General features: G+C 27.4%; 29 protein-coding genes. 23 read left to right on the top strand and 6 right to left on the bottom strand.

Going from position 1 to position 26716, the window contains the following annotated elements; genetic code table 11:
• Positions 1 to 102 precede the first annotated feature (102 nt).
• The 7 genes from APAC_RS09750 to APAC_RS09720 are packed head-to-tail and all read left to right on the top strand — an operon-like array spanning position 103 to position 7314.
• The gene (locus tag APAC_RS09750; RefSeq protein WP_228255910.1) at positions 103 to 2712 is read left to right on the top strand and encodes an ABC transporter substrate-binding protein; all 2610 of its coding nucleotides are present in this window, start codon (positions 103 to 105) and stop codon (positions 2710 to 2712) included.
• A gap of 39 nt (positions 2713 to 2751) precedes the next feature.
• Positions 2752 to 4023 carry an adenosylmethionine--8-amino-7-oxononanoate transaminase gene (bioA, locus tag APAC_RS09745; RefSeq protein ID WP_130233917.1) on the top strand — a complete coding sequence of 424 codons (1272 nt, stop codon included), beginning with the start codon at positions 2752 to 2754 and terminating at the stop codon, positions 4021 to 4023.
• The gene (locus APAC_RS09740; protein ID WP_130233916.1) at positions 4020 to 4676 is read left to right on the top strand and encodes an NUDIX hydrolase; all 657 of its coding nucleotides are present in this window, start codon (positions 4020 to 4022) and stop codon (positions 4674 to 4676) included. The genes bioA and APAC_RS09740 overlap by 4 nt, the downstream gene beginning before the upstream one ends.
• A gap of 9 nt (positions 4677 to 4685) precedes the next feature.
• Positions 4686 to 5522 (top strand): tetratricopeptide repeat protein, encoded by an 837-nt coding sequence (locus APAC_RS09735; RefSeq protein ID WP_130233915.1) that lies wholly within the window; start codon positions 4686 to 4688, stop codon positions 5520 to 5522.
• A 6-nt stretch (positions 5523 to 5528) separates the two neighbouring features.
• Positions 5529 to 6143, top strand: a complete 615-nt coding sequence (locus tag APAC_RS09730) for a fumarylacetoacetate hydrolase family protein (RefSeq protein ID WP_130233914.1) — start codon at positions 5529 to 5531, stop codon at positions 6141 to 6143.
• 29 nt (positions 6144 to 6172) lie between these two features.
• A complete protein-coding gene (locus APAC_RS09725) occupies positions 6173 to 6538 on the top strand; it encodes a methionine-R-sulfoxide reductase (protein ID WP_130233913.1) in 366 nt (121 codons plus the stop codon).
• A 2-nt stretch (positions 6539 to 6540) separates the two neighbouring features.
• Positions 6541 to 7314: a type 2 periplasmic-binding domain-containing protein gene (locus tag APAC_RS09720; RefSeq protein ID WP_130233912.1), complete on the top strand. Its 774-nt coding sequence runs from the start codon at positions 6541 to 6543 to the stop codon at positions 7312 to 7314.
• Here APAC_RS09720 and APAC_RS09715 read toward each other — a convergent pair.
• Positions 7311 to 8675, bottom strand: coding sequence for an IS4 family transposase (locus APAC_RS09715; RefSeq protein ID WP_130232179.1), 1365 nt, complete (start codon positions 8673 to 8675; stop codon positions 7311 to 7313). The genes APAC_RS09720 and APAC_RS09715 overlap by 4 nt on opposite strands.
• Positions 8676 to 9245: 570 nt before the next feature.
• On the opposite strand from APAC_RS09715, the gene APAC_RS09710 reads away from it, so the two are divergent.
• On the top strand, positions 9246 to 9632 hold the full coding sequence (locus APAC_RS09710; protein WP_130233911.1) for a hypothetical protein: 387 nt from the start codon (positions 9246 to 9248) through the stop codon (positions 9630 to 9632).
• Positions 9633 to 9794: 162 nt separating this feature from the next.
• Here APAC_RS09710 and APAC_RS09705 read toward each other — a convergent pair whose 3' ends face one another.
• Positions 9795 to 10970 carry a transposase gene (locus APAC_RS09705; RefSeq protein WP_130232576.1) on the bottom strand — a complete coding sequence of 392 codons (1176 nt, stop codon included), beginning with the start codon at positions 10968 to 10970 and terminating at the stop codon, positions 9795 to 9797.
• Positions 10971 to 11090: 120 nt separating this feature from the next.
• On the opposite strand from APAC_RS09705, the gene APAC_RS09700 reads away from it, so the two are divergent.
• Together APAC_RS09700 and msrA are read left to right on the top strand one after the other, a co-directional pair.
• Positions 11091 to 12194, top strand: a complete 1104-nt coding sequence (locus APAC_RS09700; protein ID WP_130233910.1) for a sensor histidine kinase — start codon at positions 11091 to 11093, stop codon at positions 12192 to 12194.
• Between the two features lie 16 nt (positions 12195 to 12210).
• Complete coding sequence (gene msrA, locus APAC_RS09695) at positions 12211 to 12690, top strand: peptide-methionine (S)-S-oxide reductase MsrA (protein ID WP_130233909.1); 480 nt, start codon at positions 12211 to 12213, stop codon at positions 12688 to 12690.
• Here the strand turns inward: msrA and APAC_RS09690 are convergent.
• Positions 12687 to 13025 (bottom strand): hypothetical protein, encoded by a 339-nt coding sequence (locus APAC_RS09690; RefSeq protein ID WP_130233908.1) that lies wholly within the window; start codon positions 13023 to 13025, stop codon positions 12687 to 12689. The two genes, msrA and APAC_RS09690, sit on opposite strands and share 4 nt — an antisense overlap.
• A 228-nt stretch (positions 13026 to 13253) precedes the next feature.
• On the opposite strand from APAC_RS09690, the gene APAC_RS09685 reads away from it, so the two are divergent.
• Positions 13254 to 13487 carry a hypothetical protein gene (locus tag APAC_RS09685; protein WP_130233907.1) on the top strand — a complete coding sequence of 78 codons (234 nt, stop codon included), beginning with the start codon at positions 13254 to 13256 and terminating at the stop codon, positions 13485 to 13487.
• Here the strand turns inward: APAC_RS09685 and APAC_RS09680 are convergent.
• The gene (locus APAC_RS09680) at positions 13440 to 14804 is read right to left on the bottom strand and encodes an IS4 family transposase (protein WP_130232179.1); all 1365 of its coding nucleotides are present in this window, start codon (positions 14802 to 14804) and stop codon (positions 13440 to 13442) included. The two genes, APAC_RS09685 and APAC_RS09680, sit on opposite strands and share 48 nt — an antisense overlap.
• A 317-nt stretch (positions 14805 to 15121) precedes the next feature.
• On the opposite strand from APAC_RS09680, the gene APAC_RS09675 reads away from it, so the two are divergent.
• Together APAC_RS09675 and APAC_RS09670 are read left to right on the top strand one after the other, a co-directional pair.
• Positions 15122 to 15517 carry a hypothetical protein gene (locus APAC_RS09675; protein WP_130233906.1) on the top strand — a complete coding sequence of 132 codons (396 nt, stop codon included), beginning with the start codon at positions 15122 to 15124 and terminating at the stop codon, positions 15515 to 15517.
• Between the two features lie 15 nt (positions 15518 to 15532).
• The gene (locus tag APAC_RS09670) at positions 15533 to 15847 is read left to right on the top strand and encodes an MTH1187 family thiamine-binding protein (protein WP_130233905.1); all 315 of its coding nucleotides are present in this window, start codon (positions 15533 to 15535) and stop codon (positions 15845 to 15847) included.
• A gap of 11 nt (positions 15848 to 15858) precedes the next feature.
• Here the strand turns inward: APAC_RS09670 and APAC_RS09665 are convergent, their stop codons facing one another.
• The gene (locus APAC_RS09665; protein WP_130233904.1) at positions 15859 to 16437 is read right to left on the bottom strand and encodes a ribonuclease HII; all 579 of its coding nucleotides are present in this window, start codon (positions 16435 to 16437) and stop codon (positions 15859 to 15861) included.
• Between the two features lie 121 nt (positions 16438 to 16558).
• Between APAC_RS09665 and APAC_RS09660 the strand changes: the two genes are divergently transcribed.
• The 7 genes from APAC_RS09660 (at position 16559) to mnmE (ending at position 23854) form a co-directional block, all read left to right on the top strand.
• Positions 16559 to 19138 carry an ATP-dependent Clp protease ATP-binding subunit gene (locus APAC_RS09660; protein ID WP_130233903.1) on the top strand — a complete coding sequence of 860 codons (2580 nt, stop codon included), beginning with the start codon at positions 16559 to 16561 and terminating at the stop codon, positions 19136 to 19138.
• Positions 19139 to 19242: 104 nt separating this feature from the next.
• The gene (gene rpmH, locus APAC_RS09655; RefSeq protein ID WP_130233902.1) at positions 19243 to 19377 is read left to right on the top strand and encodes a 50S ribosomal protein L34; all 135 of its coding nucleotides are present in this window, start codon (positions 19243 to 19245) and stop codon (positions 19375 to 19377) included.
• Positions 19365 to 19700 (top strand): ribonuclease P protein component, encoded by a 336-nt coding sequence (gene rnpA, locus APAC_RS09650; RefSeq protein ID WP_130233901.1) that lies wholly within the window; start codon positions 19365 to 19367, stop codon positions 19698 to 19700. Before rpmH ends, rnpA begins: the two co-directional genes overlap by 13 nt.
• Positions 19701 to 20042: a membrane protein insertion efficiency factor YidD gene (gene yidD, locus APAC_RS09645; RefSeq protein WP_130233900.1), complete on the top strand. Its 342-nt coding sequence runs from the start codon at positions 19701 to 19703 to the stop codon at positions 20040 to 20042.
• A complete protein-coding gene (yidC, locus tag APAC_RS09640) occupies positions 20026 to 21636 on the top strand; it encodes a membrane protein insertase YidC (protein ID WP_130233899.1) in 1611 nt (536 codons plus the stop codon). The genes yidD and yidC overlap by 17 nt, the downstream gene beginning before the upstream one ends.
• A 9-nt stretch (positions 21637 to 21645) precedes the next feature.
• Positions 21646 to 22512 carry a Jag N-terminal domain-containing protein gene (locus APAC_RS09635; RefSeq protein WP_130233898.1) on the top strand — a complete coding sequence of 289 codons (867 nt, stop codon included), beginning with the start codon at positions 21646 to 21648 and terminating at the stop codon, positions 22510 to 22512.
• A 1-nt stretch (position 22513) separates the two neighbouring features.
• On the top strand, positions 22514 to 23854 hold the full coding sequence (gene mnmE, locus APAC_RS09630; protein WP_130234623.1) for a tRNA uridine-5-carboxymethylaminomethyl(34) synthesis GTPase MnmE: 1341 nt from the start codon (positions 22514 to 22516) through the stop codon (positions 23852 to 23854).
• An 8-nt stretch (positions 23855 to 23862) separates the two neighbouring features.
• On the opposite strand, the gene APAC_RS09625 is transcribed toward mnmE, so the two are convergent.
• Complete coding sequence (locus tag APAC_RS09625; protein WP_130233897.1) at positions 23863 to 24345, bottom strand: SixA phosphatase family protein; 483 nt, start codon at positions 24343 to 24345, stop codon at positions 23863 to 23865.
• A gap of 142 nt (positions 24346 to 24487) precedes the next feature.
• On the opposite strand from APAC_RS09625, the gene htpX reads away from it, so the two are divergent.
• From htpX to APAC_RS09610, 3 genes are all read left to right on the top strand, one after another.
• Complete coding sequence (gene htpX / locus APAC_RS09620) at positions 24488 to 25336, top strand: zinc metalloprotease HtpX (protein WP_130233896.1); 849 nt, start codon at positions 24488 to 24490, stop codon at positions 25334 to 25336.
• Positions 25337 to 25423: 87 nt separating this feature from the next.
• Positions 25424 to 26404, top strand: a complete 981-nt coding sequence (locus APAC_RS09615; RefSeq protein ID WP_130233895.1) for a sodium-dependent bicarbonate transport family permease — start codon at positions 25424 to 25426, stop codon at positions 26402 to 26404.
• A 1-nt stretch (position 26405) separates the two neighbouring features.
• Positions 26406 to 26696, top strand: coding sequence for a P-II family nitrogen regulator (locus APAC_RS09610; RefSeq protein ID WP_130233894.1), 291 nt, complete (start codon positions 26406 to 26408; stop codon positions 26694 to 26696).
• Positions 26697 to 26716: the final 20 nt, after the last annotated feature.

Here is a 26716-nt window from a genome sequence, read left to right as displayed (position 1 = left end):
CTATTGCTCTTATTTTTAAAATAACAAAAAAACAATCATAATTAGTCTTGTTTTGCTTCTTTTTTTTGATATACTATAGTCTAAAAAATATAAGGCAATAAATTGCTTATCAGTAAGCTTTTAAAATTAATTATAATTATCATTTTTATAACAACTACTCTATCTTCAAAAGAGTTAAAAAAAGTTACTTTACAGTTGTCTTGGTTTGACCAATTCCAGTTTGCAGGATATTATGTTGCAAAAGAAAAAGGTTACTATGAAGAATTAGGCTTAGATGTAGAAATTAAGCCATTTCAATTTGGAATAGATATACCAAAATTAGTAAATGATTCTAAAATAGATTTTGCAATAGGTAGAGAAACTTTAATTTTAGAAAAAGAAGAAAATCCAAATATAGTTGCACTTTATGCCATGTTTCAAGCAACACCTTTAGTTTTATTATCAACTAAAGAATCTCAAATAAATGAAATTAGTGATTTTAAAAACAAAAAAATAATGACAACAATTGATGATGCAAGTGAAGTTTCATTAAAAGCAATGCTTATCTCTAATAAAATTAATTTAACAGATTTAGATTTTATTAAACATTCTCATAATATTGATGATTTATTAAATAAAAAGACTGATATTATTTCTGCATACATTTCAAAATCTCCATATTTATTACTTGAGAAAAATATAGAATATAATATTTTCGATCCTAAAGAGTATGGATTTGATTTGTATAGTGGTTTTTTATTTACTAATAAAAATTTGATTAATAAGAATAATCAGTTAGTTAATTCTTTTAAAAAAGCATCTTTAAAAGGCTGGGAATATGCATATTCAAATATTGAAGATACGGCTGATTTGATTTTAAATAATTATAACTCTCAGAATTTAACTAAAGAGGAATTAGTTTTTGAAGGTAAAGAACTAAGAAAATTATCTTACTATAAAAATAGTACTTTAGGTAGTTTAAAAAAAGAAAAAGTTCAAAGAGTTCATGATTTATATAATCTTCTAGGTTTAATTAATACTCCAATAAATATAGATGATTTTATACAAGAAAATTATGAAAAAGAAAATTCAATAATTGATTTATCCAACAGTAATAAAGAGTATATTGAAGAAAACCCTATTGTAAAAATGTGTATAGTACCAGATATAAGACCATATAGTTTTAATGATGAAGATAAAATTAAGGGATTTGTTATAGATTATTTCACATTAATCCAAGATATGACAGGCTTAAAATTTAGTATAGTAAAAACTAATAGTTTATCTCAATCTTTAGAATATTTAAAAGATAAAAAGTGTGATATCTTATCAACTGCAACAAAAACAAAAGAAAGAGAAAGTTTTGCAAATTTTACAAAAAACTATACAGATATTCCATTTGTTTTAATTACCAATGCAAAGGCTAGTTTTGTAGATGATATATCAGTTTTAAAAAATAAAACTATAAGTTTAGTTAAAAGTTATGCTTCGAGTAATGAAATAAAAAAATTATATCCAGATATAAATTTTGTTATGGTTGAAAGTTTAGATGAGGGTCTAAAAAAAGTAGAGGATGATTTACATTATGGACATATAGACTTACTTTATGCATCATGGTATAAAATTCATTCTAATAATTTAACTAAGCTTAGAGTTTCTGCAAGACTTGATTATACTTTACCTATTTCAATTGCAGTTAGAAAAGATTATTACGAATTGCATGATATTTTAAATATTGCAGTAAATAAAATTAAAGCTTCAAAAGTAGAACAACTTTTACAAAGATGGATTACAATTAATTCGAAAGAACAAACAGATTATAGTTTTATTTGGAAAATTGTTTTGATTGTATTAATTGTTTTTTTAGCAATTTTATATAGGCAAAAAATTCTAAGAGAAGTAAATAAAAATTTAAAAAGTAAGGTAGAAGAAAAAAATCGAGAATTAATACTAATAAATGAACAACTAGAAGAACGAATTAAATATGAAGTAAATAAAAACTTGAAAAAAGATAGAATATTATCTCAACAGTCAAAAATGATTTCAATGGGGCAAATGATTGAAAATATAGCCCATCAATGGAGACAGCCATTATCTTTGATTACAACTTCTGCAAGTGGAATAAAGATTAAACATGAATTAAATATGCTAGATGACGAATACTTAAAAGAATCACTAAGAAATATTATTAATACTTCAAACTATTTATCAGATACAATTGATGATTTTAGATATTTCTTTGAACCAGAGAAAAAAGAGAATGAATTTTTAATTAATGATTGTATTTTAAAGTGTATTGATCTAGTCAGAGGCTCTTTTAGTTCAAGAGATATTAAAGTTAAAATTCAAACTGATGAGAATATAAAAATAAAAAGTTTTGAAAGAGAGTTAATACAAGTTTTTATTAATATCTTAAATAATTCAAAAGATGCATTTACCAAAGATATGGAATTAAAAGTTATTTTAATAGAAATTTATAAAAAAGATAAAAAAGCTATAATTGAGATTAAAGATAATGCAAATGGTATAGATGAAAAGATTTTAGAAAAAATATATGAACCATATTTTACAACTAAACATAAAAGCCAAGGTACAGGAATAGGATTATATATGTGTCAAGAAATTATTACTAAACATTTAGGTGGTAGTATAGAAACTACAAATACTGAGTTTACTTATGAAAATAAGATTTGCAAAGGTGCATTAACTACAATTACTTTAGATGCAATTTAGTTTTTGTTATAATAGAAAAAACTAAATTAGGACAATTTTTTGAATTGGTTAGAAATAGATAATAAACATGTTTGGCACCCTTATAATTCATTACCTTCTAAAACTAATATTTTAGGTGTCAAATCTACAAATAAAACAACAATTTATTTAAATGATGGTCAAGAACTCATAGATGGAATGAGTTCATGGTGGAGTGCGATTCATGGCTATAATCATCCTAAATTAAATAATGCTTTAAAAAAGCAAGTTGATATAATGCCTCATATAATGTTTGGAGGAATAGCTCACGAACAAGCTTCAATTTTATGTAAAAAACTTAGTGATTTGACAGGCTTGAATTCTGTTTTTTTGTGTGATAGTGGATCTGTGTCAGTTGAGGTAGCCCTTAAAACAGCGATTTTATATCAAAAAGCAAAGAAAAAAGATAAATATAAATTTATTGCTTTAAACAATGCATACCACGGTGATACCTTAGGCGCTATGAGTGTCTGTGATCAAACAAACTCTATGCACAGTATTTATGGTTCATATCTACCTGAGCATATTTTTATAAAAGAACCAACTTTAGGCTTTAATAGTGATTATAGTGAATCAATAAAAGATTTAGAAGAAAAGCTTTTAAAATATCATGAACAAATAGCAGGCTTTATTTTTGAGCCAGTTGTTCAAGGTGCAGGTGGCATGAGAATATATAATCCTAATTTCTTAAAAGATGCAAGAAAACTTTGTAAAAAATATGATATTTTATTAATTGCTGATGAAATAGCGACAGGATTTGGTCATACAGGAAAAATGTTTGCTTGTGATTGGGCAGATATAAAACCTGATATTATGACTGTAGGAAAGGGCTTAACAGGTGGTTATATGACTATGGCTGCTATGATTACTTCTAAAAATATAAGTGATACTATTTCAAATAGTGAAATTGGTGTTTTAATGCATGGTCCAACCTTCATGGGAAATCCTCTTGCATGTAGCGTAGCAAATGCAAGTATTGATTTACTTTTAGAAACTAATTGGAATGAAAATGTTAAAAATATAGAGAATATCTTTGATATAGAATTGAAAAATGCACAAAAATTAGATTTAGTAGCAAGTGTAAGAAATATTGGAGCAATAGGTGTTATTGAATTAAAAGATGATTGTTATGCACAAGAAATACAAGATTATTGTGTAAAAAATGGTGTATGGATTAGACCTTTTGGAAAATTGATTTACTCTATAGTTTCATATATAATTGAAGATAATGATTTAAAAAAAGTGATTAGAACTATGATTAATGCAATTAGAAGTATAGAAGAAAAACGATGAAAAAGAAAAATCTACGAAAATTAGTGTCAAACTTGCCTAAAAATCCGGGTGTACTTGGTAGAGAGAGATTTTTTAATAGTGCAGTTTTAATTCCTATAGTAAAATTAAAAGATAATTACTATTTGCTTTTTCAAAAAAGAGCAGCAAATATTAGACAAGGTGGAGATATATGTTTCCCTGGTGGTGGCTATGAAGAAAATATAGACAAAGATTTTTTAGACACTGCTTTAAGAGAGATTGATGAAGAGTTATCTATTAAAAAAGAAGATATAAAAATTTTAGGTCAATTAGATACTTATGTCGCTCCTACTGGAGCCATAATTGAACCATTTGTTGGAAAGATTAAGAAAAAAGCTATTAAAAATATGGTCATAGATAAAAATGAGGTAGAAAAAGCTTTTTTGGTTCCTATTGACTTTTTTAAGAAAAATAAACCTTTAGAGTTTACATTGTCCCATGAAATACATCCATATAAATATGATAAAGATGGGAATAAAGAGATTTTATTTCCTGTAGAAGAATTAGGTTTACCCGATGCATATAAAAAACCTTGGGGAAATAAAAGACATAAAATTTGGGTTTATAAGTACAAAGGTGAAGTTATATGGGGTATAACTTCTGTAATAATTAGAGATTTAATAAAAAAATATTAAAGGATAAATATGAAAAGAAATGTATTTGTTGTATTTTTCATAACATTTTTATTTTATGGGTGTTCATATCAAATGAATATGCCAGCAGCAAAATTTGCTGATGTTGAGAATTGTAAAATTCTTCCTGAAAAAAAAGTGAAATTTGATTGTTATATGGAAAAAGCCCAAACAGGTGATATTATAGCTCAAAGTATGGTTGCCTATTATTATAATGCAGGAAAAATAGTGCAAAAAGATATTGATAAGTCTACTAGTTGGTATTTAAAAGCAGCAAAATTAGGAGATGCATATTCTCAAAGAGAGTTAGGTTTAAACTATTTATATGATTATAAAGATTACAAGAGTGCATTATTATGGTTAGAAAAAGCTGCTAATAATGATGATATTATTGCTCAAAGAGAATTAGCTTATATTTATGATAAAGGTAAAGGTATAAAAATAGATAGAAAAAAAGCCTTTAATTATTTTCAAAAAGCTGCATTTCAAGGAGATATTTATTCTCAAAATGAAGTAGGATACTATTATAAACAAGGTTGGGCTGTAGAAAAAAACTATCAAAAAGCTAAATACTGGTTTGAAAAAACTGCAAATAAAGATAATACTTATGGAATGTCAGAACTAGGTTATTTATATGCTAAAGGATTTGGAGTAGAAAAAAACTATACAAAGGCATATGAATTATTTTATAAGGCTGCATCAAAAGATGATAAATATGCTATGTCATGGTTAGGATACTTCTATGAAAAAGGTTATGGTGTTAAAAAAGATTTAAATATGGCAAAATATTGGTATGAAAATTCAGGTAATGATTATTCAATAAAAAGATTAAAAAATTTAGGACTTTAGAAAAGAATGAAAAAGATATTGTTAAATGAAAATGAAATATATCCTTCAAAAGTAGTTTGTATAGGAAGAAACTACACGGAACATATAAAAGAGTTAAATAATGAAGTACCTGATGAAATGGTCTTTTTTATAAAGCCTAATAGTTCAATTAGCAATAAAATAGTTTTTCCAAAAAATCATAATAGTTGTCATTATGAAGCTGAAATCTCATTTTTAATTGAAAATAAACAAATAACTGCTGTAGGATTTGGTTTAGATTTAACATTAAGAGAAGTACAAAGTAAACTAAAGGCAAAGGGTTTACCTTGGGAGCGAGCAAAGGCATTTGATAATTCAGCAATATTTTCAAACTTTGTTCCATTTAATGAAGATATTACTAAATTAGGTATTGAGTTATATATAAATGGAGAACTTCGACAAAAAGGTGATTATTCTAATATGATAAATAAGCCCCATGAAATTATAGAAGAAGTGAATAGTTTTTTATCTTTTGAAGATGGAGATATCTTAATGACAGGAACACCAAGTGGAGTTGGAGAGTTTAAAATAGGCGATGAGTTTATTGGTAAAATATTATTAAATGACGATACACTTGTTCAATTTAATTGTACAGTAATTTAACAGTTTAATTAAAAAAATAGGTTTATAAAATGACAAAGAAATATAATAATTTAACAACAGAAGAACAAAGAGTAATTGAGCATAAAGGTACTGAATATCCTTTTAGTGGTGAGTATAATGACTTTTATGAAAAAGGGACTTATCATTGCAAAAAGTGTGATGCCCCTTTATATAAATCAGAAGATAAATTTAAATCAGGATGTGGATGGCCAAGTTTTGATGATGAAATAAAGTCAGCTATAAAAAGAGTCCCTGATAGTGATGGAATGAGAATTGAAATTGTTTGTGCAAATTGTGGTGGTCATTTAGGACATGTGTTTGAGGGTGAAGGTTTTACTTCTAAAAATACAAGACATTGTGTAAATTCAATATCATTAGTTTTTAAAAAGGATTAATTTTGAAAGTTTTATTTTCTTTATTTTTTGTCACATTTTTTTCTTTATCTTTTCTAAGTGCGAATGATTTAGATGATATTAAATCTTCAGGCAAATTAAGACATTTAGGAATACCATATGCAAATTTTGTTACGGGACTTGGTGATGGCTTAGATACAGAATTAATGCAAAAATTTGCTAAACATCTTGGCGTAGATTACGAGTATGTTCCTTCTAATTGGGATAACATTTACGGAGATTTAATAGGTAGAAATGTTAAGTATGAAAATAATGAGATTAAATATTTAGAAAATACAACAATAAAAGGTGATGTAATTGCAAATGGATTAACAATTCTTCCATGGAGAGAAAAAGTAGTTTCTTTTTCTAATCCAACATTTCCTTCAAGTGTTTGGATAATTTCAAAAGCTAATTCTGAATTAAATCCTATTTCACCTAGCAAATCTTTAAGAAAAGATATCTTAAATATAAAAGAACTAATTACAAATAAAACTGTATTAACTAAACCAAATACTTGTTTAGACGCATCTTTATATGATTTAGATAAAACACAAGCAAAAGTTGTTATTCATCCAAACAATAAAAAAATTATCGAGATGGTTCCTTCAGTTATAAATAGTGAAGTAGAGTTAACACTTTTGGATGTTCCAGATGCTTTGATTGCCTTGGAAAAATTTAGTGGAGAAATAAAAGTTCTTGGTCCTATTAGTGAAAAACAGTTTATGGGGGTTGCTTTTAGAAAAGAATCAACAGAATTATTAAAAGAGTTTACTTAACTTTCGCACCTAAAACCAAGCAATTTTCCAGTCACATCTCTTAATAGATCAATGATAGCTGTAAAATCCTCATTTCTATTGACAACTTCTTCAATTTTTGCAATCTCATCTAAAATAGCTAAAAATGCTTGCATAGCTATTGCTAGAGTATGAAGTTCACATTCTAAATCTTTAAACAATCCACCAATTGTTTTAGGTTCATTGCTGATACGATTTATATAGCTAACAACATTGTATGTAAAAAAAGATAGTGTAATTCTGGCTATCAAAGCTTCATAGATTCGATTCTCTTCTTTTCCGAATCCAAAGTGTTCACGAAGTTCTTTATACCCTTGTTCTATATCCCATCGTCTTTTATAAATATCTATAATCTCTTCATCACTAAGTATAAGATTGGTTGATACGATTGGTATTAAATTCTCTTTTGTTTTTATAAAAACAATTTTTAATTTACCAGCTTTTTTATGTTCAACTATGGTTGAAAAATACTCAAACTTTATCTTTTTGCCATATTGACCCATCTTGATAGATTTAAGCTTTTTAAATTTGTTATAGATGCCATCAAGGGTCTTTTTCTCTCCTGTAAAATTCCATATCCTGTCATTGTTTACCATTCTTGAAATGACTTGCAATCCAAGTTCATTCATAGTTTCTATAAATACAGGTTTAGAATACCAGCTATCTACAAGCAGATAATCTGCATATATACCACTAGCTACTGCTCTTTTAATCATCTCTATAGCAATTTGTGATTTCCCTTTTAAGCTTTCCAATCTTCGCTTATGTGCATTGGTTCGATGATCAATAATATTTGTAAACTCTTCTATCTTTACCCTTGCATAACTGTTCATAGCAATTGCAAAGTCCAACATAAAATTTGAATAACCATCACTATAGTTTAGTGATACAACATTTACACCTCTGATTTTTCTCTTTGCTTTATTGCTCCAAAGGTTGTCACAACTTCCCTCTATATTTTTACCAACTTTATCTTCAACAGTATCATCAAGTATAAGAACTCTTACTAGCTTTGAATCTTGCACTTTATGAAGTAGTGATAAGATCTTTAAAGAACTAAGAGATAATAGTTTTCTCCAATTATAAGAAGTATTGGAAAGTAATCGATAATATACATCTTTTTTGAAACTATCATTACTTTGATCCATAAAGGTTGATATTTTTTTATTCATAACCAGCATATATACAAAATGTAATACAACCATATGAACAGCAACTCCCTCTTTTTTAGAAAAATTGCTCTTGGTTAAAATAGTTTTCATATTTAACAAACGTAATGTTTCATAGATTGGATTTTTTAACTTATCGTTTATAATACCGATGATCTTGGATTCTATCTGCATTCTTACCCTTTAATATAATAGATATTATAGCTAAAAGTGCCTATTTAAGGGCTTTATTGAGAGTTCAAAATAGAAAAATATCATAGAAAAACAACTAAATTATTTTTATGTCAACAAGGATAAGATTATTAACTAAAGGAGTAATGTTTTAGGGAGATTTAGCTACAATTTTAATCAATTTAACGTGCGAAAGTTAAGGAGTTTAATAAATTCTTTGAGATAATAAAAAATGATGGAACATATAATAGATTAGTTCATAAATATTATCCTTCAGTATTTTACTATTTTGATGATTTTTTTAAGTAGGAGATAGCCATTTTAAATAAGTTTTTAATAAACAAATCTTTTTTACTTTTAGTATTAATCTTTTTTGCATATATTGCATTAATATTTAGTATTATTAGTTTTGGTCAAAATAGAATCATAGAAAATGAGAAGAAACAAGCTTCTTTAGAGTTATCAAACATACTACATAACGTCAATAATTTTTTTACAATTTCTCAAGAGTATACTAATATTATTGCAAGGAGCAGAGTTGTTAGTTCTTATTTTTTAAATAAGGCTTTAGGTATGTCATTAGAATATGGCTTAAAAGCGAACATAATAAAAATGAACGATCAACTTAATACATTTATTAATAATCGAGAGTTTAGTGATAAAAAGATTTTTGAAGATTTTCTGATTTTAGATGGTGATATTAACTTGATAAATTCAGATATCCCTTTAGAAGTGATTGAATATAGAAAAAATGATTATAAAAATGCAACACTTTTAATAAAAGATGATAAAAATAAACTAGAGTTTTTTATCATAGAGTCTATTTATTTATCAAATAAAAAAGTTGGAACAATAATTTTTAAATTAAACTCAAATGCCATTTTTGATTATAAAATTTTTGTAAAGGATAAATTAGAAAAATTTTATTTCAAGAGCCGCTTGCAAATTCCACCATCATAAACTAGTGAATTTGTAAACCTACTAAGCTTATCAAGCAGATCTTTTAAACTTTTAATCATTTTACCGCTTTATGGGTCAATTTTAGATAAAAAACTATTATTGGGTGCGTGCTTGATGGTTGAGTTTTAAAAATGGCTAATTTTTAGTGTTTTTAGCTAAAAGTTATGTTACCAGTTTCAAACTCTGATGAATACAAACTGATAAAATACCAAATGCTAAAACAGAAGCTACTTTTGTAGCTCCTTTATAATAAATATTACTGCATCCAAAGTCTTCTTTGAGGTATTTATTGACTCTCTCAACCATACTTCTTTGGTTATAGTGATGGGTATCTAAACTTTGAGTAAGGTTTAGAATTTTAAATTTCTTTTTTTCATCTTTTATAAGTTGAATTTTTCCTTTTAACTCTTTGGAGTTCTTCGGATTGATATCAATAAGCGGTCTATGATTTAGTTTTTTGGAAAAATCTCTGATAATATTGCTGTCGTATCCTGCATCTTGTAAGTCATAAAGATATGATACTTTTTTGCTTGTCTCGTTTATAAGAGGAAGTGCTACTGAGCTATCATGAACATTTGCCCCTGAATAAATAGCAGTAATAGGGATATCTCCATCTACTACACTGATATGGAGTTTCCCTCCTATCCATGTTTCAAAGTTGCCTTTGGAATTCTGTTTTCTTCCAACTCCACACTGCGTTGATACCAAAGATAGCATCTGCTTTGTGGTTTTCATATCTTCTTGTTGCTGCAAGATACTGGGTGTTTTAGGCTCTCTTGTTTCACCTTTTTTAGGTCGTCCTCTTCTTTTTGGTTTAAACTTTTCTTTTTCAACTTTTACAGGTTTTTCTCTCAGTGGTATTTTTGTTGCATCACTTGCATTATAAAAAAAGAGTGTATCCCTTAGATACTCCTTCACAAACTGCTCATGCGTCTTTTGTGCAATTTTAAGCTCACTGAGCTCCTTAAAGACTCTACTAAATTTAGACTCACTTGGAATATCGTTTTTATATCTCCACCCACACAAGATCCTCAGCGTTCTATCACTATGAAGTCTATCGATAAGGTCTCTGGTTGTTTGGATATTGTAAACACTCTTTGCAATAAATGCTCGTGCAATCTCTTCTCTATGCTTTGGAGTGTTTGTAATAGATACGACAGTGATATTTTTTTCAATCGCAGCAAAGTCTAATATCTTAATAAGCTTTTGCTCTTTATTTGACAACTCTTCTAATTGAAGCTCTCTTTTCAAAGAAGGAAAAAGTGAATTTTCAAGATTTAAAACCTTAGTCCACATTTTAGATAGACTTGAAGATATTTTTGGTAGAATAATTTCCATAAGTTGAATCGCTCTTCTGTTAAATTTTTGTAGTAAAAAATTATAACTTATCTGAAGTTTGATTCAACTTTTTAAAATTTAAATCAGCTTAAATTACGGGTTGTTTTTTATAATCTGCAAGTGGCTCTCAAATATGAAAATAAGTTTTTTAATATATTATCTTTAGAAAAAATAGATTTTAAGATTAAAGAAAACTCTTTTATAGAGAAAATACCTAATAGTGAACTAGAAATAGTATTAAAGTCTAGTAATAATCTATTTTATACATCAAAGACATTTTTAGCTATTTTAATAGTTATTTCTTTAGTTTTATTTTTATTAGTTTACTATTTATATAGATTGAATACAAAAAATATATTATTGAAAATGAAAGTTAAATCAACAAAAAGAATTAATGAAAAACTTGAATCAAAAGTTGAAGAAAAAACAAAAGAGTTAATAAAATTAAATAATGAACTTTTTGATAAAATTAAAGAAGAAGTTTCAAAAAATAAAGAACAAGAATCAATAATCCATAATCAATCCAAAATGGCAATAATGGGCCAAATGTTAGATAATATAGCTCATCAATGGAGACAACCTCTAAGTGCAATAAGTACAAATGCAAGCTTTATCCTTTTACAAAGCCAATTAAAAACTTTAGATGAGAAATCTATAAATGATACAATGAAGCAAATTGTTGATTCAACAGTTTTCTTATCAGATACAATTGAAGATTTTAGGGGCTTTTTAAGACATAACAAGAAAAAAGAACACTTCAAAATAAAAGATATTTATAAAAAAACTCAAAAATTATTAATTTCAGTTAGTAAGAAAAGTGATGTTAAATTTATTGAAAATTTTGAAGATGTAGAGATGTATGGCTATTTTAATGAGTTAGTTCAAGTTTTGATAAATATAATAAATAATGCACATGAGGCATTTTTAGAAAAAGATGATATAGAAGATAAGTTTATATTTATTGATGTCTACAAAGAAGATTATAAAATTGTTATAAAAATTAAAGATAATGCAAAAGGAATTCCAGTTAATATTATAGATAATATATTTGATGCACACTTTACAACAAAAGATAAAAACTTAGGAACTGGAATAGGTTTATATATGACAAAAGATATTATTATTAATAATATGAAAGGGGAGATATTTGTTAATAATGTCTCTTATAAATATAGACAAAAAGAGTATACAGGTGCAGAATTTACAATTAAATTGCCAATATAATATTAAAGGATATTAGATGAAATATGCATATTTTGCTTCAGGTTGTTTTTGGGGAACTGAGTATTTTTTTGAAAATTTTAAAGGTGTAAAATCCGCTGTTTCAGGTTATATGGGTGGACATATTGAAAATCCAAGTTATGAAATGGTTTGTACAGGTTTTAGTGGACATTTAGAAGTAGTTAAAATTGAATATGATGAAAATGAAGTGACTTATGAAGAGTTAGTTAAACAATTCTTTGAAACTCATGATTTTACACAAACAAATGGTCAAGGTCCAGATATTGGTAGTCAATATTTATCTGCTGTTTTTTATTCTAATGAAGAAGAAAAAAAGATTTGTGTTAAATATATCGAAATATTAACTGATATGGGATATTCAGTAGCTACAAGCTTATACGAAATAGTTCCATTTTATGAAGCTGAAAGTTATCACCAAGATTATTATGAAAGAAATGGAAAAATTCCATATTGTCATAGGTACACTAAAATATTTTAGTGTGTACCTAAGATGTAGTAAATAGGTTTATTATCTAATTTCTCTAATTTTACGTTATATTTATTTGCCCAGTGATTTACTTCTTCATGAAACTCTTCTAAAATTTCATCTGCATCATTTTCATCACATTTAATTTTTAAGTAATCTGTTTTATTTGATAATCCTACATATGCATTCATTTTCTTTAAATGGTCATTTAATGAAAATATATGTTTTGAGAATTTATCAAAATTTGAAGTAGAACTTATCATTTTTTCAGCTTGTGCAAGTGAAGATTCACTTTTTGAATACCCAAGTTGTGATAATAAAACTTCAGGAGATACATCTAATTGCATGTTAATCCTTTAATAAAATATTTGGTTTTAATAATAACAAAATATTTTGAAAAATTGATTAAAAAAATGAGTATATTTTGTAGAGTTTGTATAAAGAATATACAAAATTATTTTTAAGATAAATAAATATATAATCTCTAAAATTCTGAATTAGCTATGATTATAGAAACAAAAGTTCAAGAATTTTCTATTTTATAAAATATATGAAATGAAAAAATAAGGAAAAAAGTGAAAAAAGTTATATTAAATCTTTCAATTGCAACAATTTTTGGATTAGGTTTTAGTGGTTGTGTTGGTAGTTCAAATAAAAATGTACCTTTAAATTATTATAATTTACCAATGGAAAATAAGGTTTTAACAGCTGATAGAAACACTACATATAGTAAATTTGATATTAGTGGTAATTATGATAACTTAACTTTCGCACCTAAAACCAAGCAATTTTCCAGTCACATCTCTTAATAGATCAATGATAGCTGTAAAATCCTCATTTCTATTGACAACTTCTTCAATTTTTGCAATCTCATCTAAAATAGCTAAAAATGCTTGCATAGCTATTGCTAGAGTATGAAGTTCACATTCTAAATCTTTAAACAATCCACCAATTGTTTTAGGTTCATTGCTGATACGATTTATATAGCTAACAACATTGTATGTAAAAAAAGATAGTGTAATTCTGGCTATCAAAGCTTCATAGATTCGATTCTCTTCTTTTCCGAATCCAAAGTGTTCACGAAGTTCTTTATACCCTTGTTCTATATCCCATCGTCTTTTATAAATATCTATAATCTCTTCATCACTAAGTATAAGATTGGTTGATACGATTGGTATTAAATTCTCTTTTGTTTTTATAAAAACAATTTTTAATTTACCAGCTTTTTTATGTTCAACTATGGTTGAAAAATACTCAAACTTTATCTTTTTGCCATATTGACCCATCTTGATAGATTTAAGCTTTTTAAATTTGTTATAGATGCCATCAAGGGTCTTTTTCTCTCCTGTAAAATTCCATATCCTGTCATTGTTTACCATTCTTGAAATGACTTGCAATCCAAGTTCATTCATAGTTTCTATAAATACAGGTTTAGAATACCAGCTATCTACAAGCAGATAATCTGCATATATACCACTAGCTACTGCTCTTTTAATCATCTCTATAGCAATTTGTGATTTCCCTTTTAAGCTTTCCAATCTTCGCTTATGTGCATTGGTTCGATGATCAATAATATTTGTAAACTCTTCTATCTTTACCCTTGCATAACTGTTCATAGCAATTGCAAAGTCCAACATAAAATTTGAATAACCATCACTATAGTTTAGTGATACAACATTTACACCTCTGATTTTTCTCTTTGCTTTATTGCTCCAAAGGTTGTCACAACTTCCCTCTATATTTTTACCAACTTTATCTTCAACAGTATCATCAAGTATAAGAACTCTTACTAGCTTTGAATCTTGCACTTTATGAAGTAGTGATAAGATCTTTAAAGAACTAAGAGATAATAGTTTTCTCCAATTATAAGAAGTATTGGAAAGTAATCGATAATATACATCTTTTTTGAAACTATCATTACTTTGATCCATAAAGGTTGATATTTTTTTATTCATAACCAGCATATATACAAAATGTAATACAACCATATGAACAGCAACTCCCTCTTTTTTAGAAAAATTGCTCTTGGTTAAAATAGTTTTCATATTTAACAAACGTAATGTTTCATAGATTGGATTTTTTAACTTATCGTTTATAATACCGATGATCTTGGATTCTATCTGCATTCTTACCCTTTAATATAATAGATATTATAGCTAAAAGTGCCTATTTAAGGGCTTTATTGAGAGTTCAAAATAGAAAAATATCATAGAAAAACAACTAAATTATTTTTATGTCAACAAGGATAAGATTATTAACTAAAGGAGTAATGTTTTAGGGAGATTTAGCTACAATTTTAATCAATTTAACGTGCGAAAGTTAAGATGATAAATTAAATAAAAATTTTAAAAGTTATATTCTTAAGAATGAAGCTAAAGGTATTTATATAAATAATTTACAAGAATATGTTAGAACTAATACTGGAAAATTTTATGCAATGCTTATGGTTGGTGTAGTAGATAATAAAATTTATTTTGTTGGTGGAACTTCAACTGGATTTATATCTTATGAAAAATCTTTACAAGTTTATGATATTAACACAAAACAAGTTGAAAGAATTGTTGGTGAAAATGACATAGTTGAGTTTTTTAATTCAGGTGATTCTTGGGCAATCAAGGTATTATCTAAAAATGATAAAACAAGATATATCTCTTTAAATGATTTAAGTGAATATAATGGATTATCAAAAGAGTTTAAGCCTTTTAAAATTAAAACATACCATACTCTAGCTAGAGGTGGATTAGATATTTCATATAAGAATAACACTACAATGTCTGATTTATGGAATTATTTAAGTATGTATGCATTGTATGGAAAGTTACCAATCATTATTAAATAGTAAAAAAGGATTTTTATGAGTGTTCTAGTTCAAATGGCAATGTTTCCAACTGATAAAAGCGAAAGTAAGTCAGAATATGTTTCAAAAGTTATTGAAGTTATTAGAAATAGTGGTCATAACTATCAGCTAACTTCAATGTGCACTATTATTGAAACAGAACAGATGAGCGATGCTTTAATTTTAATAGGAAATTGCTATAAGGTTTTAGAGGAAGCAGGTTGTACAAGAGTTTACTCAACTATTACTTTTGACATAAGACCAAATCATGAAAATAGAATGACTCAAAAAATTAAATCAGTTGAGAATTATATTGGGGAAGTTAGTAAATAAACCAAAAAAGTCTAAAATAGACTTTTTTGTACACCACTTCCTTTTTCTTCTCCTAAAGCTTTTAATCTAAAAGTAACTCTATGCTCATCACTTCGACCATATTTTTTGATAGCTTCAACATGGGCCTTTGTTCCATACCCTTTGTGCTTATCAAAATCATACTCTTTATATTTTGGTGCAATTTCATTCATATATTTATCACGGCTAACTTTTGCTAAAATTGAAGCTGCACTTACTTCTTTGATAGTGGCATCTGCTTTGATTAGGTGTTGTAGTGTGTCTATTCCAAAAGAGGTATTTCCATCCATTAAGAACTCATCACATTTATCTTTTAAAGTTTCCATAATTTCTTTTATAGATTCTTTTAGACAAGCACTTATTCCTCGCTCATCTATCTCTTTAGCACTTTTAAATACTATATGATAATGGCAGTTTTCTTTGATTTTATCAAAAAGTTCTTCTCTCTTTTTTTCACTTAATTTTTTAGAGTCATCTAACTCTTCTATTTCATTTATAAATATAGCACCTGCTACACTCAAAGGTCCAGCAATTGGACCTCGGCCTGCCTCATCAATTCCACACAAACTCACATAGACTCCTTATATATAAAACGATTTTACACTAAATTTTGTTAAAAATATATAATAGACTTGACAAACATATACTAAAGGTGCTACAATATTATTAGCAATTAAAGTATAGGAGTGCTAAATGAGTAATAATATTTTTGACAAATTAACAAACCAAATGCATGAGGTAATTGATTCATCAGTTTCACTTGCATTGCATAATAAAAATCAAGAAGTAGATGTAATTCACTTTTTATGGGCATTATTAACAAACACAAATTCAGTATTAAATCAATTATTAAATAAAATGAATGTTGATAAAGCTGCAATTGAACTAGAAGCAAAATCATACGCAAACAAACTTCCTCAAGTTTCAAGTGTAACAAAAGAGAATATTAAGTTATCTCGAAATTTCTTAGCAACTATTCAAGGGGCTGAAGGACTTATGACAAGTAAGGGAGATAAGTTTATAGCTATTGATACATGGCTAATGGCAAATCTTTCAAATCAAGTACTAAAAGATGTTTTAGGTAAGTATATAGATTTAAGTGAAGCAAAGAAAAATCTTGAAGCTATGAGAGCAGGGCAAACTATAGATTCTAAAAGTTCTGATGATAATTTAGAAGCTTTAAGTAAGTATGGAATTGATTTAAATAAAAGAGCAATTGATGGGGAACTTGATCCAGTTATTGGTAGAGATGAGCAAATTCAAAGAATGATGCAAATTCTTATTAGAAAAACAAAAAACAATCCAATCTTACTAGGAGAACCTGGTACTGGTAAAACTGCAATTGCAGAAGGTCTAGCTCAAAGAATAGTAAATAAAGATGTACCACTAAGTTTACAAAATAAAAAAGTAGTAAGTTTAGATATGAGTGCACTAATAGCAGGTGCTAAATATAGAGGTGAATTTGAAGATAGATTAAAAGCAGTTATTGATGAAGTAAAAAAAGCTGGAAATATAATTCTTTTCATTGATGAAATCCACACTATTATTGGAGCAGGAGCTAGTGAAGGAAGTATGGATGCAGCAAATATTTTAAAACCATCATTAGCTAGAGGTGAGTTACACACTATTGGAGCAACAACATTAAAAGAGTATAGAAAGTATTTTGAAAAAGATGCAGCTATGCAAAGAAGGTTTCAACCAGTTAATGTAGATGAGCCAAGTGTAAATGAAGCTTTACAAATATTAAGAGGTATAAAAGAGAGACTTGAAACACACCATAATGTAACGATAAATGATAGTGCATTAGTTAGTGCAGCTAAATTATCTGATAGATATATTACAGATAGATTTTTACCAGATAAAGCAATTGACCTTATTGATGAAGCAGCAGCAGAGTTAAAAATGCAAATAGAATCTGAGCCAATTGCGCTTTCTACTATAAAAAGAGAAATCCAAACACTTAATGTAGAAAAAGAAGCATTAAAGATGGAAAAATCTAAAAAGAATAGTGATAGGTTAGAAGAGATTGAAAAGGAGTTAGCAAATAAAAATGAAGAAAAACAAAATCTAGAAGCTAGGTTTCAAAATGAAAAAGAGACTTTTAATGCGGAAAGTTCATTAAAAGCAAAAATTGATGAACTTAAAGGGAAAGCTGAGAGAGCAAAAAGAGAGTCTAACTTTGAGCAAGCAGCATCTATTGAATATGGTGAAATTCCTGCATTAGAGCAAAAGATAAAAGAGAACCAAGAAAAATGGAATCAAATGCAAAGTGAAGGAACACTTTTAAGAAATAGTGTTGATGAAGAAGCAATCGCAAGTATTGTTTCTAGATGGACTGGAATTCCTGTTAATAAAATGATGGATTCTGAAAAACAAAAAGTTCTTAGAGTTGAGCAAGTTCTAAAAGAAGATGTTGTAGGACAAGATGAAGCATTAAAAGCAATCTCAAGAGCGATAAAAAGAAATAAAGCAGGATTATCTGATGATTCAAGACCAGTAGGTTCATTTATGTTCTTAGGACCAACAGGTGTTGGTAAAACAGAAAGTGCTAAAACACTTGCAAGATTTTTATTTGATGATGAGAAAGCTTTAATTAGATTTGATATGAGTGAATATATGGAGAAACATGCAGTAAGTAGATTAATTGGTGCAGCCCCTGGATATGTTGGATATGAAGAGGGTGGTCAATTAACTGAAGCAGTTAGAAGAAAACCATATAGTGTAATCTTATTTGATGAGATTGAAAAAGCACATCCTGATGTATTTAATATTTTGTTACAAGTATTAGATGATGGAAGATTAACAGATAACAAAGGTGTGACAGTTGATTTTAAAAACACTATTATAATCTTAACTTCAAATCTTGGAAGTGCAAAAATTATTGAGATATCAGATAAAGATGAGAGAAGAAAAGCTGTAATGGATGATTTAAAAGCTTACTTTAGACCTGAGTTTTTAAATAGACTTGATGATATTGTAATTTTTGAACAATTAGGACTTGAAGCTATTACAAATATTGTAAATATTCTTTTTGGAAGTATCAAGAAAAAAGTTGCTTCAAAAGATATTGAAATTAATTTAACTAATAGTGCAAAAGAGTATATTGCAAAAATAGGATTTGACCCTGTATATGGTGCAAGACCTCTTAAAAGAGCTATATATGAAATTGTTGAAGATAAGTTGGCAGATTTAATCTTAGAAGATAAAATAGGGGAGGGTAGTAAAGTTGAGTTTAATGTAGTAAACGATGAGGTAATAGTTAATATTTCTTAAAATTAATACCATATTTTATAGTATTTATTTAAAATATAAAGAAATATTAAGCTACAATTAATTATAATCCACGACTTAATTAGTGAAATAGAGGAAATACTAAGATGAAAAGAACATATCAACCACATAACACTCCGAGAAAAAGAACTCACGGATTTAGAGTTAGAATGTCTACTAAAAATGGTAGAAGAGTTATTAAAGCAAGAAGAGCAAAAGGTAGAAAAAGATTAGCTGTTTAAGCAAAAATCACAGACTTAATTCTTCAAAAGACTTTAACAAGTTATATAAAAGCGGCAAAAAATGGCATACTAGCTCATTTGTCGCTTTTTTTAATTCTCAAAATACAATTAAAGCTGGATTTGTTACTTCAAAAAAAATAGGAAATGCAGTTAAGAGAAATAAAGCTAGAAGACGTATGAGAGCTTTATTTAATACTTATGAAAATAAAATAATACCTGGCAACTATATTTTTGTAGCGAAAAATGAAATCAATGATAATGACTTTAAAAAATTAAAAAAAGATTTTGATTTTGCACTAAAAAGATTAGAACTTTTAAAATAAATGAAAAGCTTATTTAAATATTTAGTTAGATTTTATCAAAAATACCTAAGTATAATATCTTTTGGATCATGTAGATATTACCCAACTTGTTCTCAATATGCCCTATGGCAACTAGATAATAATACTTTTTTTAAGGCTATTTATTTTACAATTACACGCGTATTAAAATGTAATCAACTTTTTGATGGTGGCTTTGACTATCCAATTATAAAGTTGAAAAAAAATCCAGATATAAATTTTGAAAAAATCAAAATAAAATATTGGTATATTCCATTAGAAAATGGTAAGTATTTAGTAGTAAAAAATCGGGAGTGGAAAAAGAATAATGAACAACAACCTTAATCAAAATAATGGTATGCAAAAACGAATGTTAATTATGACATTAGTTGTTTTTGTATTTTTTATAGCATATGAGTTTTTAGTATTAAAGCCTCAACAAGAAGCTAAAGCAGCACAAGCTAAAACTGAACAAACTCAAAAAGCAACACCTGATGTAGTTGAAGGTATGGTACAAACTGATCCTACAGGAAATCCTGTAGATATGTCAAAATCAGTTCAAGCATTATCATCTAAAGCAATTGCATCTTCAGAAATATTAACAGTTATTAAAACAAAAAGAAATATTATTGAAATAGATACTTTAGGTAGAGTTGCTCAAGTGACACTATTAGAAGAAAAGTATAAAGATGAGCAAGGTAATCAAATTAAACTTTTCGAAGCTAACCAATTAAGACCTTTAGAGGTTAGATTTGCAGATACAAATATAAACAAAAAAGCATTTGAAATTGCATCTTCTACAACATCATCAAGTGTTGATGCAACACAAAATAAGCAAACATTAGTTCTTACTCAAAACTTAGGTGAAACAGTTCTTACTAAAACATTTACTATTTATCCTAATGGTCATTATGATCTTGAAGTAAATAGTACTAATGACAAGAAATTCTTTATCACAAATGGTTTTAGACCAAATGTGTTAGCAGATATGTATGCAGACCATGGTTTATATTTAAAATTAAATGATGGAACTATGGAGTTAACAGAAGATGGTGATTTAGATAATACTAAAAATTATGTTGGAATTAAGTTTGTATCTAATTTTGATAGATATTATGCAACAGTTGTTTATAATTTTGAAAAATCATTAGCACTATCATTAATGCCTGATAATGAAGGTAACCCACAAGCATTTATTCATGGAGGAAATGGAATTGCATTTTCTGGATATATGGGACCTAAAAACTTCAAAGACTTAGAGGCTTTAAATCCACAATTAACTGATGTAATCGAATATGGTTGGTTTACTTTTATTGCTAAGCCTATGTTCTTATTATTACAGTTTATTCAAGGATATGTTGGAAACTGGGGATGGACAATTGTAATTCTAACAATTTTAGTTAAATTAGTGTTATATCCTTTATCATATAAAGGTATGGTTTCTATGAATAAGCTAAAAGAACTAGCTCCAAAAATGAAAGAGATCCAAACTAAATATAAAGATGATAAACAAAAACAATCTATGCATATGATGGAATTATATAAGAAACATGGTGCTAATCCTATGGGTGGTTGTTTACCATTAATTTTACAAATTCCAGTATTCTTTGCTATTTATAGAGTTTTATTAAATGCAATTGAATTAAAAGGTGCTGAGTGGATTTTATGGGTACAAGATTTAGCAGAGATGGATCCATATTTTGTATTACCAGTTTTAATGGGTGTTACAATGTTTATCCAACAAAAAATTACACCAAACACAATGCAAGATGAAATGCAAAAGAAGATTTTCCAAATGTTACCAATAATCTTTACATTCTTCTTCTTATGGTTCCCAGCAGGATTAACGTTATACTGGTTTGTAAATAACTTATTTACAATTGCTCAACAGTACTATATTAATAAAATCTTTGAAAAACAAAGAGTTTTAAAAAAATAGGAAACCAAAATGAAAAAGTTTGAAGCAGATTGTCTAGAATCAGTATATGAGTTAGCAACTAAAGAGTTTACTTGCTCGATTACTGATTTAGAAATTGAGATAATACAACAACCAAGTAAAGGCTTTCTTGGTTTTGGTAAAAAAAGTGCAATTATTCAAGTTTGTTATAAAGATGACTGCAAGGTTTATAAAGAGAATTTAAAATCAAAAACTTTTGAAAAAAAAGATATACACATAGAAGATGTTTCTCAAAGAATTGAAACATCTAATAATCAAACAAAAAATATAGAAGAAGAAATCAAAAGTTTTGAAACACCAAAAATTAAATCAAAAGATAGAATATTTGATAATTTTTATAATGAAGAAAAATCTCAAAGTGAAATCTCAAAAATTGTAGTAAAAAAAGATAAAGATATTATCTTAAAAGAGATAAAAGAGGGTATTAACACTTTATTTGCAGATGCTTGTTATGGAATTGATGATATTAAAGTTGAGTTTTATGACGATGAAACTGTATATATAGAATTTACAGGAAGTGATAGTGCACTGTTAATTGGTAAAGAAGGTTATAGATATAAAGCTTTATCTTATATTTTATTTAATTGGATAAATGAAAAATATGGCCTAATGTTAAGACTTGAAGTAGCAGAGTTTTTAAAAAACCAAGAAGATGCAATTCATAACTATTTAGAACCTGTTATTGAAGTTATTAAAGAAAAAGGCACATTTAAAACAAAACCACTTGATGGTATTTTAGTTCATATCGCTCTTAAGAGATTAAGAGATGAATTCCCTGATAAATATGTTGCAGTTAAAACAAATGTTAGAGGCGATAAATATGTACTTGTAAATGAGTACAGATCTAAAGAAGTATAAATTGTTTGATGATAGTACAATAGTTGCAATTGCAACAGCTAATGGGATTGGTTCAATATCAATTATTAGATTGTCAGGAGCAAATGCTCTTGATATAGCTTACAAAATTACAAAAAAAGAAAAATTTCAACCAAGACTTGCCACATTAAGTGCTTTGTATGATAAAGAAAATGAAGTAATAGATGAAGCCTTAATCTTATATTTTAAAGCACCATTTTCATTTACTGGTGAAGATGTTGTAGAGTTTCAATGTCATGGTGGTGTTGCTATTGCAAACATAGTAGTAAATGAAGTTATAAAACATGGTGCAAGATTAGCAAATCCAGGTGAATTTTCAAAAAGAGCATTTTTTAATAATAAAATAGACTTATCAAAAGCTGAAGCAATTTCAAAAATTATTGAAGCTAGAAGTGAAGATGCTGTTAAATTATTAGCAAGACAATTAAAAGGTGAACTTACTAACTTTGTAAATGATATTAGAGAAGACTTACTATTTATGCTTGCATATACTGAAGTTTCAATTGATTATGCTGAAGAAGACTTACCTGATGATATTTATGAGCAAATCCAAAATAAGATGGATAAAATAATAGTTAAATTAGAAAATACACTAGAAGCTAGTAAAAGAAGAGAAGGAATGATTGAAGGCTTTAAAGTTGCAATTGTTGGAAAACCAAATGTTGGTAAGTCTTCGCTACTTAATAAACTTCTAAACTATGATAGAGCTATTATTTCAGATATTGCAGGAACTACTAGAGATACTATTGAGGAATCAGTAAAAATAGGAACTCATATTATCAAAATAGTTGACACTGCAGGAATTAGAAATGCAGATGATGTTATTGAAAAAATCGGAATTGAAAAATCAATTGAAGCTATAAATGAAGCAGATATTGTAATTTCACTATTTGATAATAGTAAAATTTGTGATAGTGAAGATGAAAAAATTATAAATCTACTAGAAGAAAATTCTCATAAAGAGATAATAAAAGTATTAAATAAATCAGATTTAGAAAATAAATTTGATAAATCTTTAATTGAGGATTTTATAGAAATATCAACAAAAGAGGATATTAATCCCTTAGTAAAACAAATAGAATCAATATTAGACAATAATACTCATAGTGATGAAATGACTTTAATCTCTAAAAGACAAGTTTACTCAGTTGAAGATACTCTTCATAATATTAAACAATCAGTTATGCCTCTTCAAGGTGGAGAGTTAGAGTTTTTTGCACACTATATTACTGAAGCATTAGAGAATATTTCAACAATAACAAGACCATATGAAAATGATGAAATGTTAGATGTAATGTTTGGGGAATTTTGTTTAGGAAAGTAATTTACTTCCTAAACTTTTGCAATTTCATAAGATATTAATTTAGCATTCTCTTTAGATACCTCAATCCAAGTATCACAATCAAATACTATTTCCATAATAGCACCCATTTCAAACTTTTCTTTAAATCCTACTAAAGTTACAGCTAATGCTGTTAATGAAGGGTTATGCCCAACTAAAACCATTGTATTTACTGTATCAAATGTGTATGTAATAGTTTCTAATAACTCATTTACAAATGCCATATATAAAACTTCATTATACATTACAGCTTTTCTATAATTTATCTCTTTAGCAATTATTTCAGCAGTTGTTCTTGTTCTAATAGCTGGACTTGCAACAATTAAATCAATTTTTTCATTTTTATTTGCAATTAATTGTGCAATTGCATTTGCACTTTCTATTCCTTCTTTACTTAACTCTCTATCATAATCGTCAGTATTACTATTGATATCTTCTTTTTGGGTATGTCTTACTATATAAAGCTTTTTCATTAATCTTCTCTTCTTAATTTAGTACTTAGATTTTAAATTAATTTTGCTTTTTTTTAAATAAAATATTTTTAATAACAGATTTTTTAATTAAACTTTTGACTCATATTTTGATAATATATTAAAAACAATTAGGAGATTTAATATGGAGCAAGTTAAAACTGTATTTTTATTAGCAACTTTAACTGTATTATTTGTTTTTGTGGGTTACTCTTTTGCAGGAACAAGTGGTATGTTAATTGCATTTTTAATTGCTGCAGGCATGAATTTTTATGCATATTACTATTCAGATAAACAAGTTTTAAAACACTATAATGCTACACCAATTGAAGATAGAAGACATCCTGTATATAAAATTACTGAAAAGTTGACACTAAAAGCAGGCTTACCTATGCCTAAAGTTTATTTAATTCCTGATCATACACCAAATGCTTTTGCTACGGGAAGAAATCATGAAAATGCTGCTGTTGCTGTTACAATGGGTTTATATGAAATGTTAAATGAAGAAGAGCTTGAAGGTGTAATTGCTCATGAGTTATCACACATTAAACATTATGATATATTAATAGGAACAATTGCTGCAGTTTTTGCAGGAGCTATTGCAATGATTGCAAATATGATGCAATTTGGTGCAATGTTTGGAAATAATAGACAGAGTTCAAATCCAATAATTATGATTATTATGGCTATTATTTTACCGCTTGCTGCATCAATAATACAAATGACAGTGAGTAGAAATAGAGAATTTATGGCAGATGAAGGTGCAGCTAGGATGACTGGTAATCCTTCAGGCTTACAATCTGCTTTAGCAAAACTTGACAGATATGCAAAAAGTGGAAGACAAATTCATAATGCAACAGAGCAGACTGCTCATATGTTTATTGTAAATCCTTTTTCGGGATTAAAATCAAACTTAAGCGGATTATTTAGAACTCATCCTACAACAGAAGATAGAATAGCAAAACTAGAAGAATTAAAACATGAATTGAAGTAGATTTATAGTCAATATGTATAGCCTAATGGGCTGTTTATCAAAAATTAGGTACAATCTTCAAATTTTTAAACAAGAGTGATAAATATTATGAATATTGATTTGATTTTACAAAATATTTTAAATCCACCTATTTTATTTTTCTTTTTAGGGATGTTAGCTGTTTTTTTAAAATCAGACCTTTCTATTCCTCAGCCCCTACCTAAGTTTTTTTCTTTATATCTTTTAATTGCAATAGGTTTACATGGTGGTTATGAATTATCTAAAAGTGGTATAGATTTTGACGTTTTTAAAGCACTTGGTTTAGCCATACTTATGGCTATAATAGTACCTATTTATAGTTTTTTTATATTAAAAACAAAATTAGACTCTTACAATAGTGTCGCTTTAGCTGCAACATACGGTTCTATTAGTGCAGTTACATTTATAACAGGTATAACATATCTTCAAACAATTGGAGTTGAATATGGTGGTTATATGGTTGCAGCTATGACATTAATGGAATCTCCAGCAATTGTTATAGGTCTTATTTTTGCAGCAATGTTAAATAAAAAAGATGATACAAAAGATAACTCAAACACAAGTTTAAAAGAAATTTTTAAAGAAGCTTTTTTAAATCCATCTGTTTTTTTACTAATGGGAGCATTGTTTATTGGAGTTGTAACTGGAGAAAAAGGTTGGACTTCAATGGAACCTCTTTTTGGAGTATTATTTAAAGGATTTTTAGCATTCTTTTTATTAGATATGGGATTAGTTGCTGCAAAAAGAATTTATGAGTTAAAGAAACTTGGATTTTTTCTAATTGGTTTTGCAATTATTATGCCAATCTTTAATGCCCTTATAGCAATGTCGTTAGGTTATTATTTTGAATTATCAAAAGGTGATGCCTTCTTGTTAGCATTATTAAGTGGTAGTGCTTCTTATATAGCTGTACCTGCAGCTATGAGATTATCAGTTCCAGAAGCTAATCCAGGTATTTATTTGCCATTAAGTTTAGCCATTACTTTCCCATTTAATATTTCACTTGGGATACCGCTTTACTATTTTTTAATTAATCATTTGTGGGGATAATATGAAAGGTATGAAAAAAATTGAAATAATTGTAGAATCAATCTATATAAAAAGGGTATTAGACCTTTTTGCAAAAAAAGAGATTACTGGCTACACAATTATTAGGGACATTGAAGGTTGTGGTGGTCATGGCTTAAAAACTGCCGATGAAGTTACTGATGTTGGAAGTAATAGTTATATTTTTACAGTTTGTGAAGATGAAAAGTTTAAAAATATGATTGAAGATGTTAGAAGCTTTATAAAAAGACATGGTGGCAAGTGTATTATTACTGATGTAATGTTATTGCAATAAAAATTTAAATTTAAAAGAGT

Source organism: Malaciobacter pacificus (assembly GCF_004214795.1).
Classification (GTDB): Bacteria; Campylobacterota; Campylobacteria; order Campylobacterales; family Arcobacteraceae; genus Malaciobacter_A; species Malaciobacter_A pacificus.
Note: the sequence above shows the minus strand (reverse complement) of the source record. Positions and strands in the feature narration are given on the sequence as shown.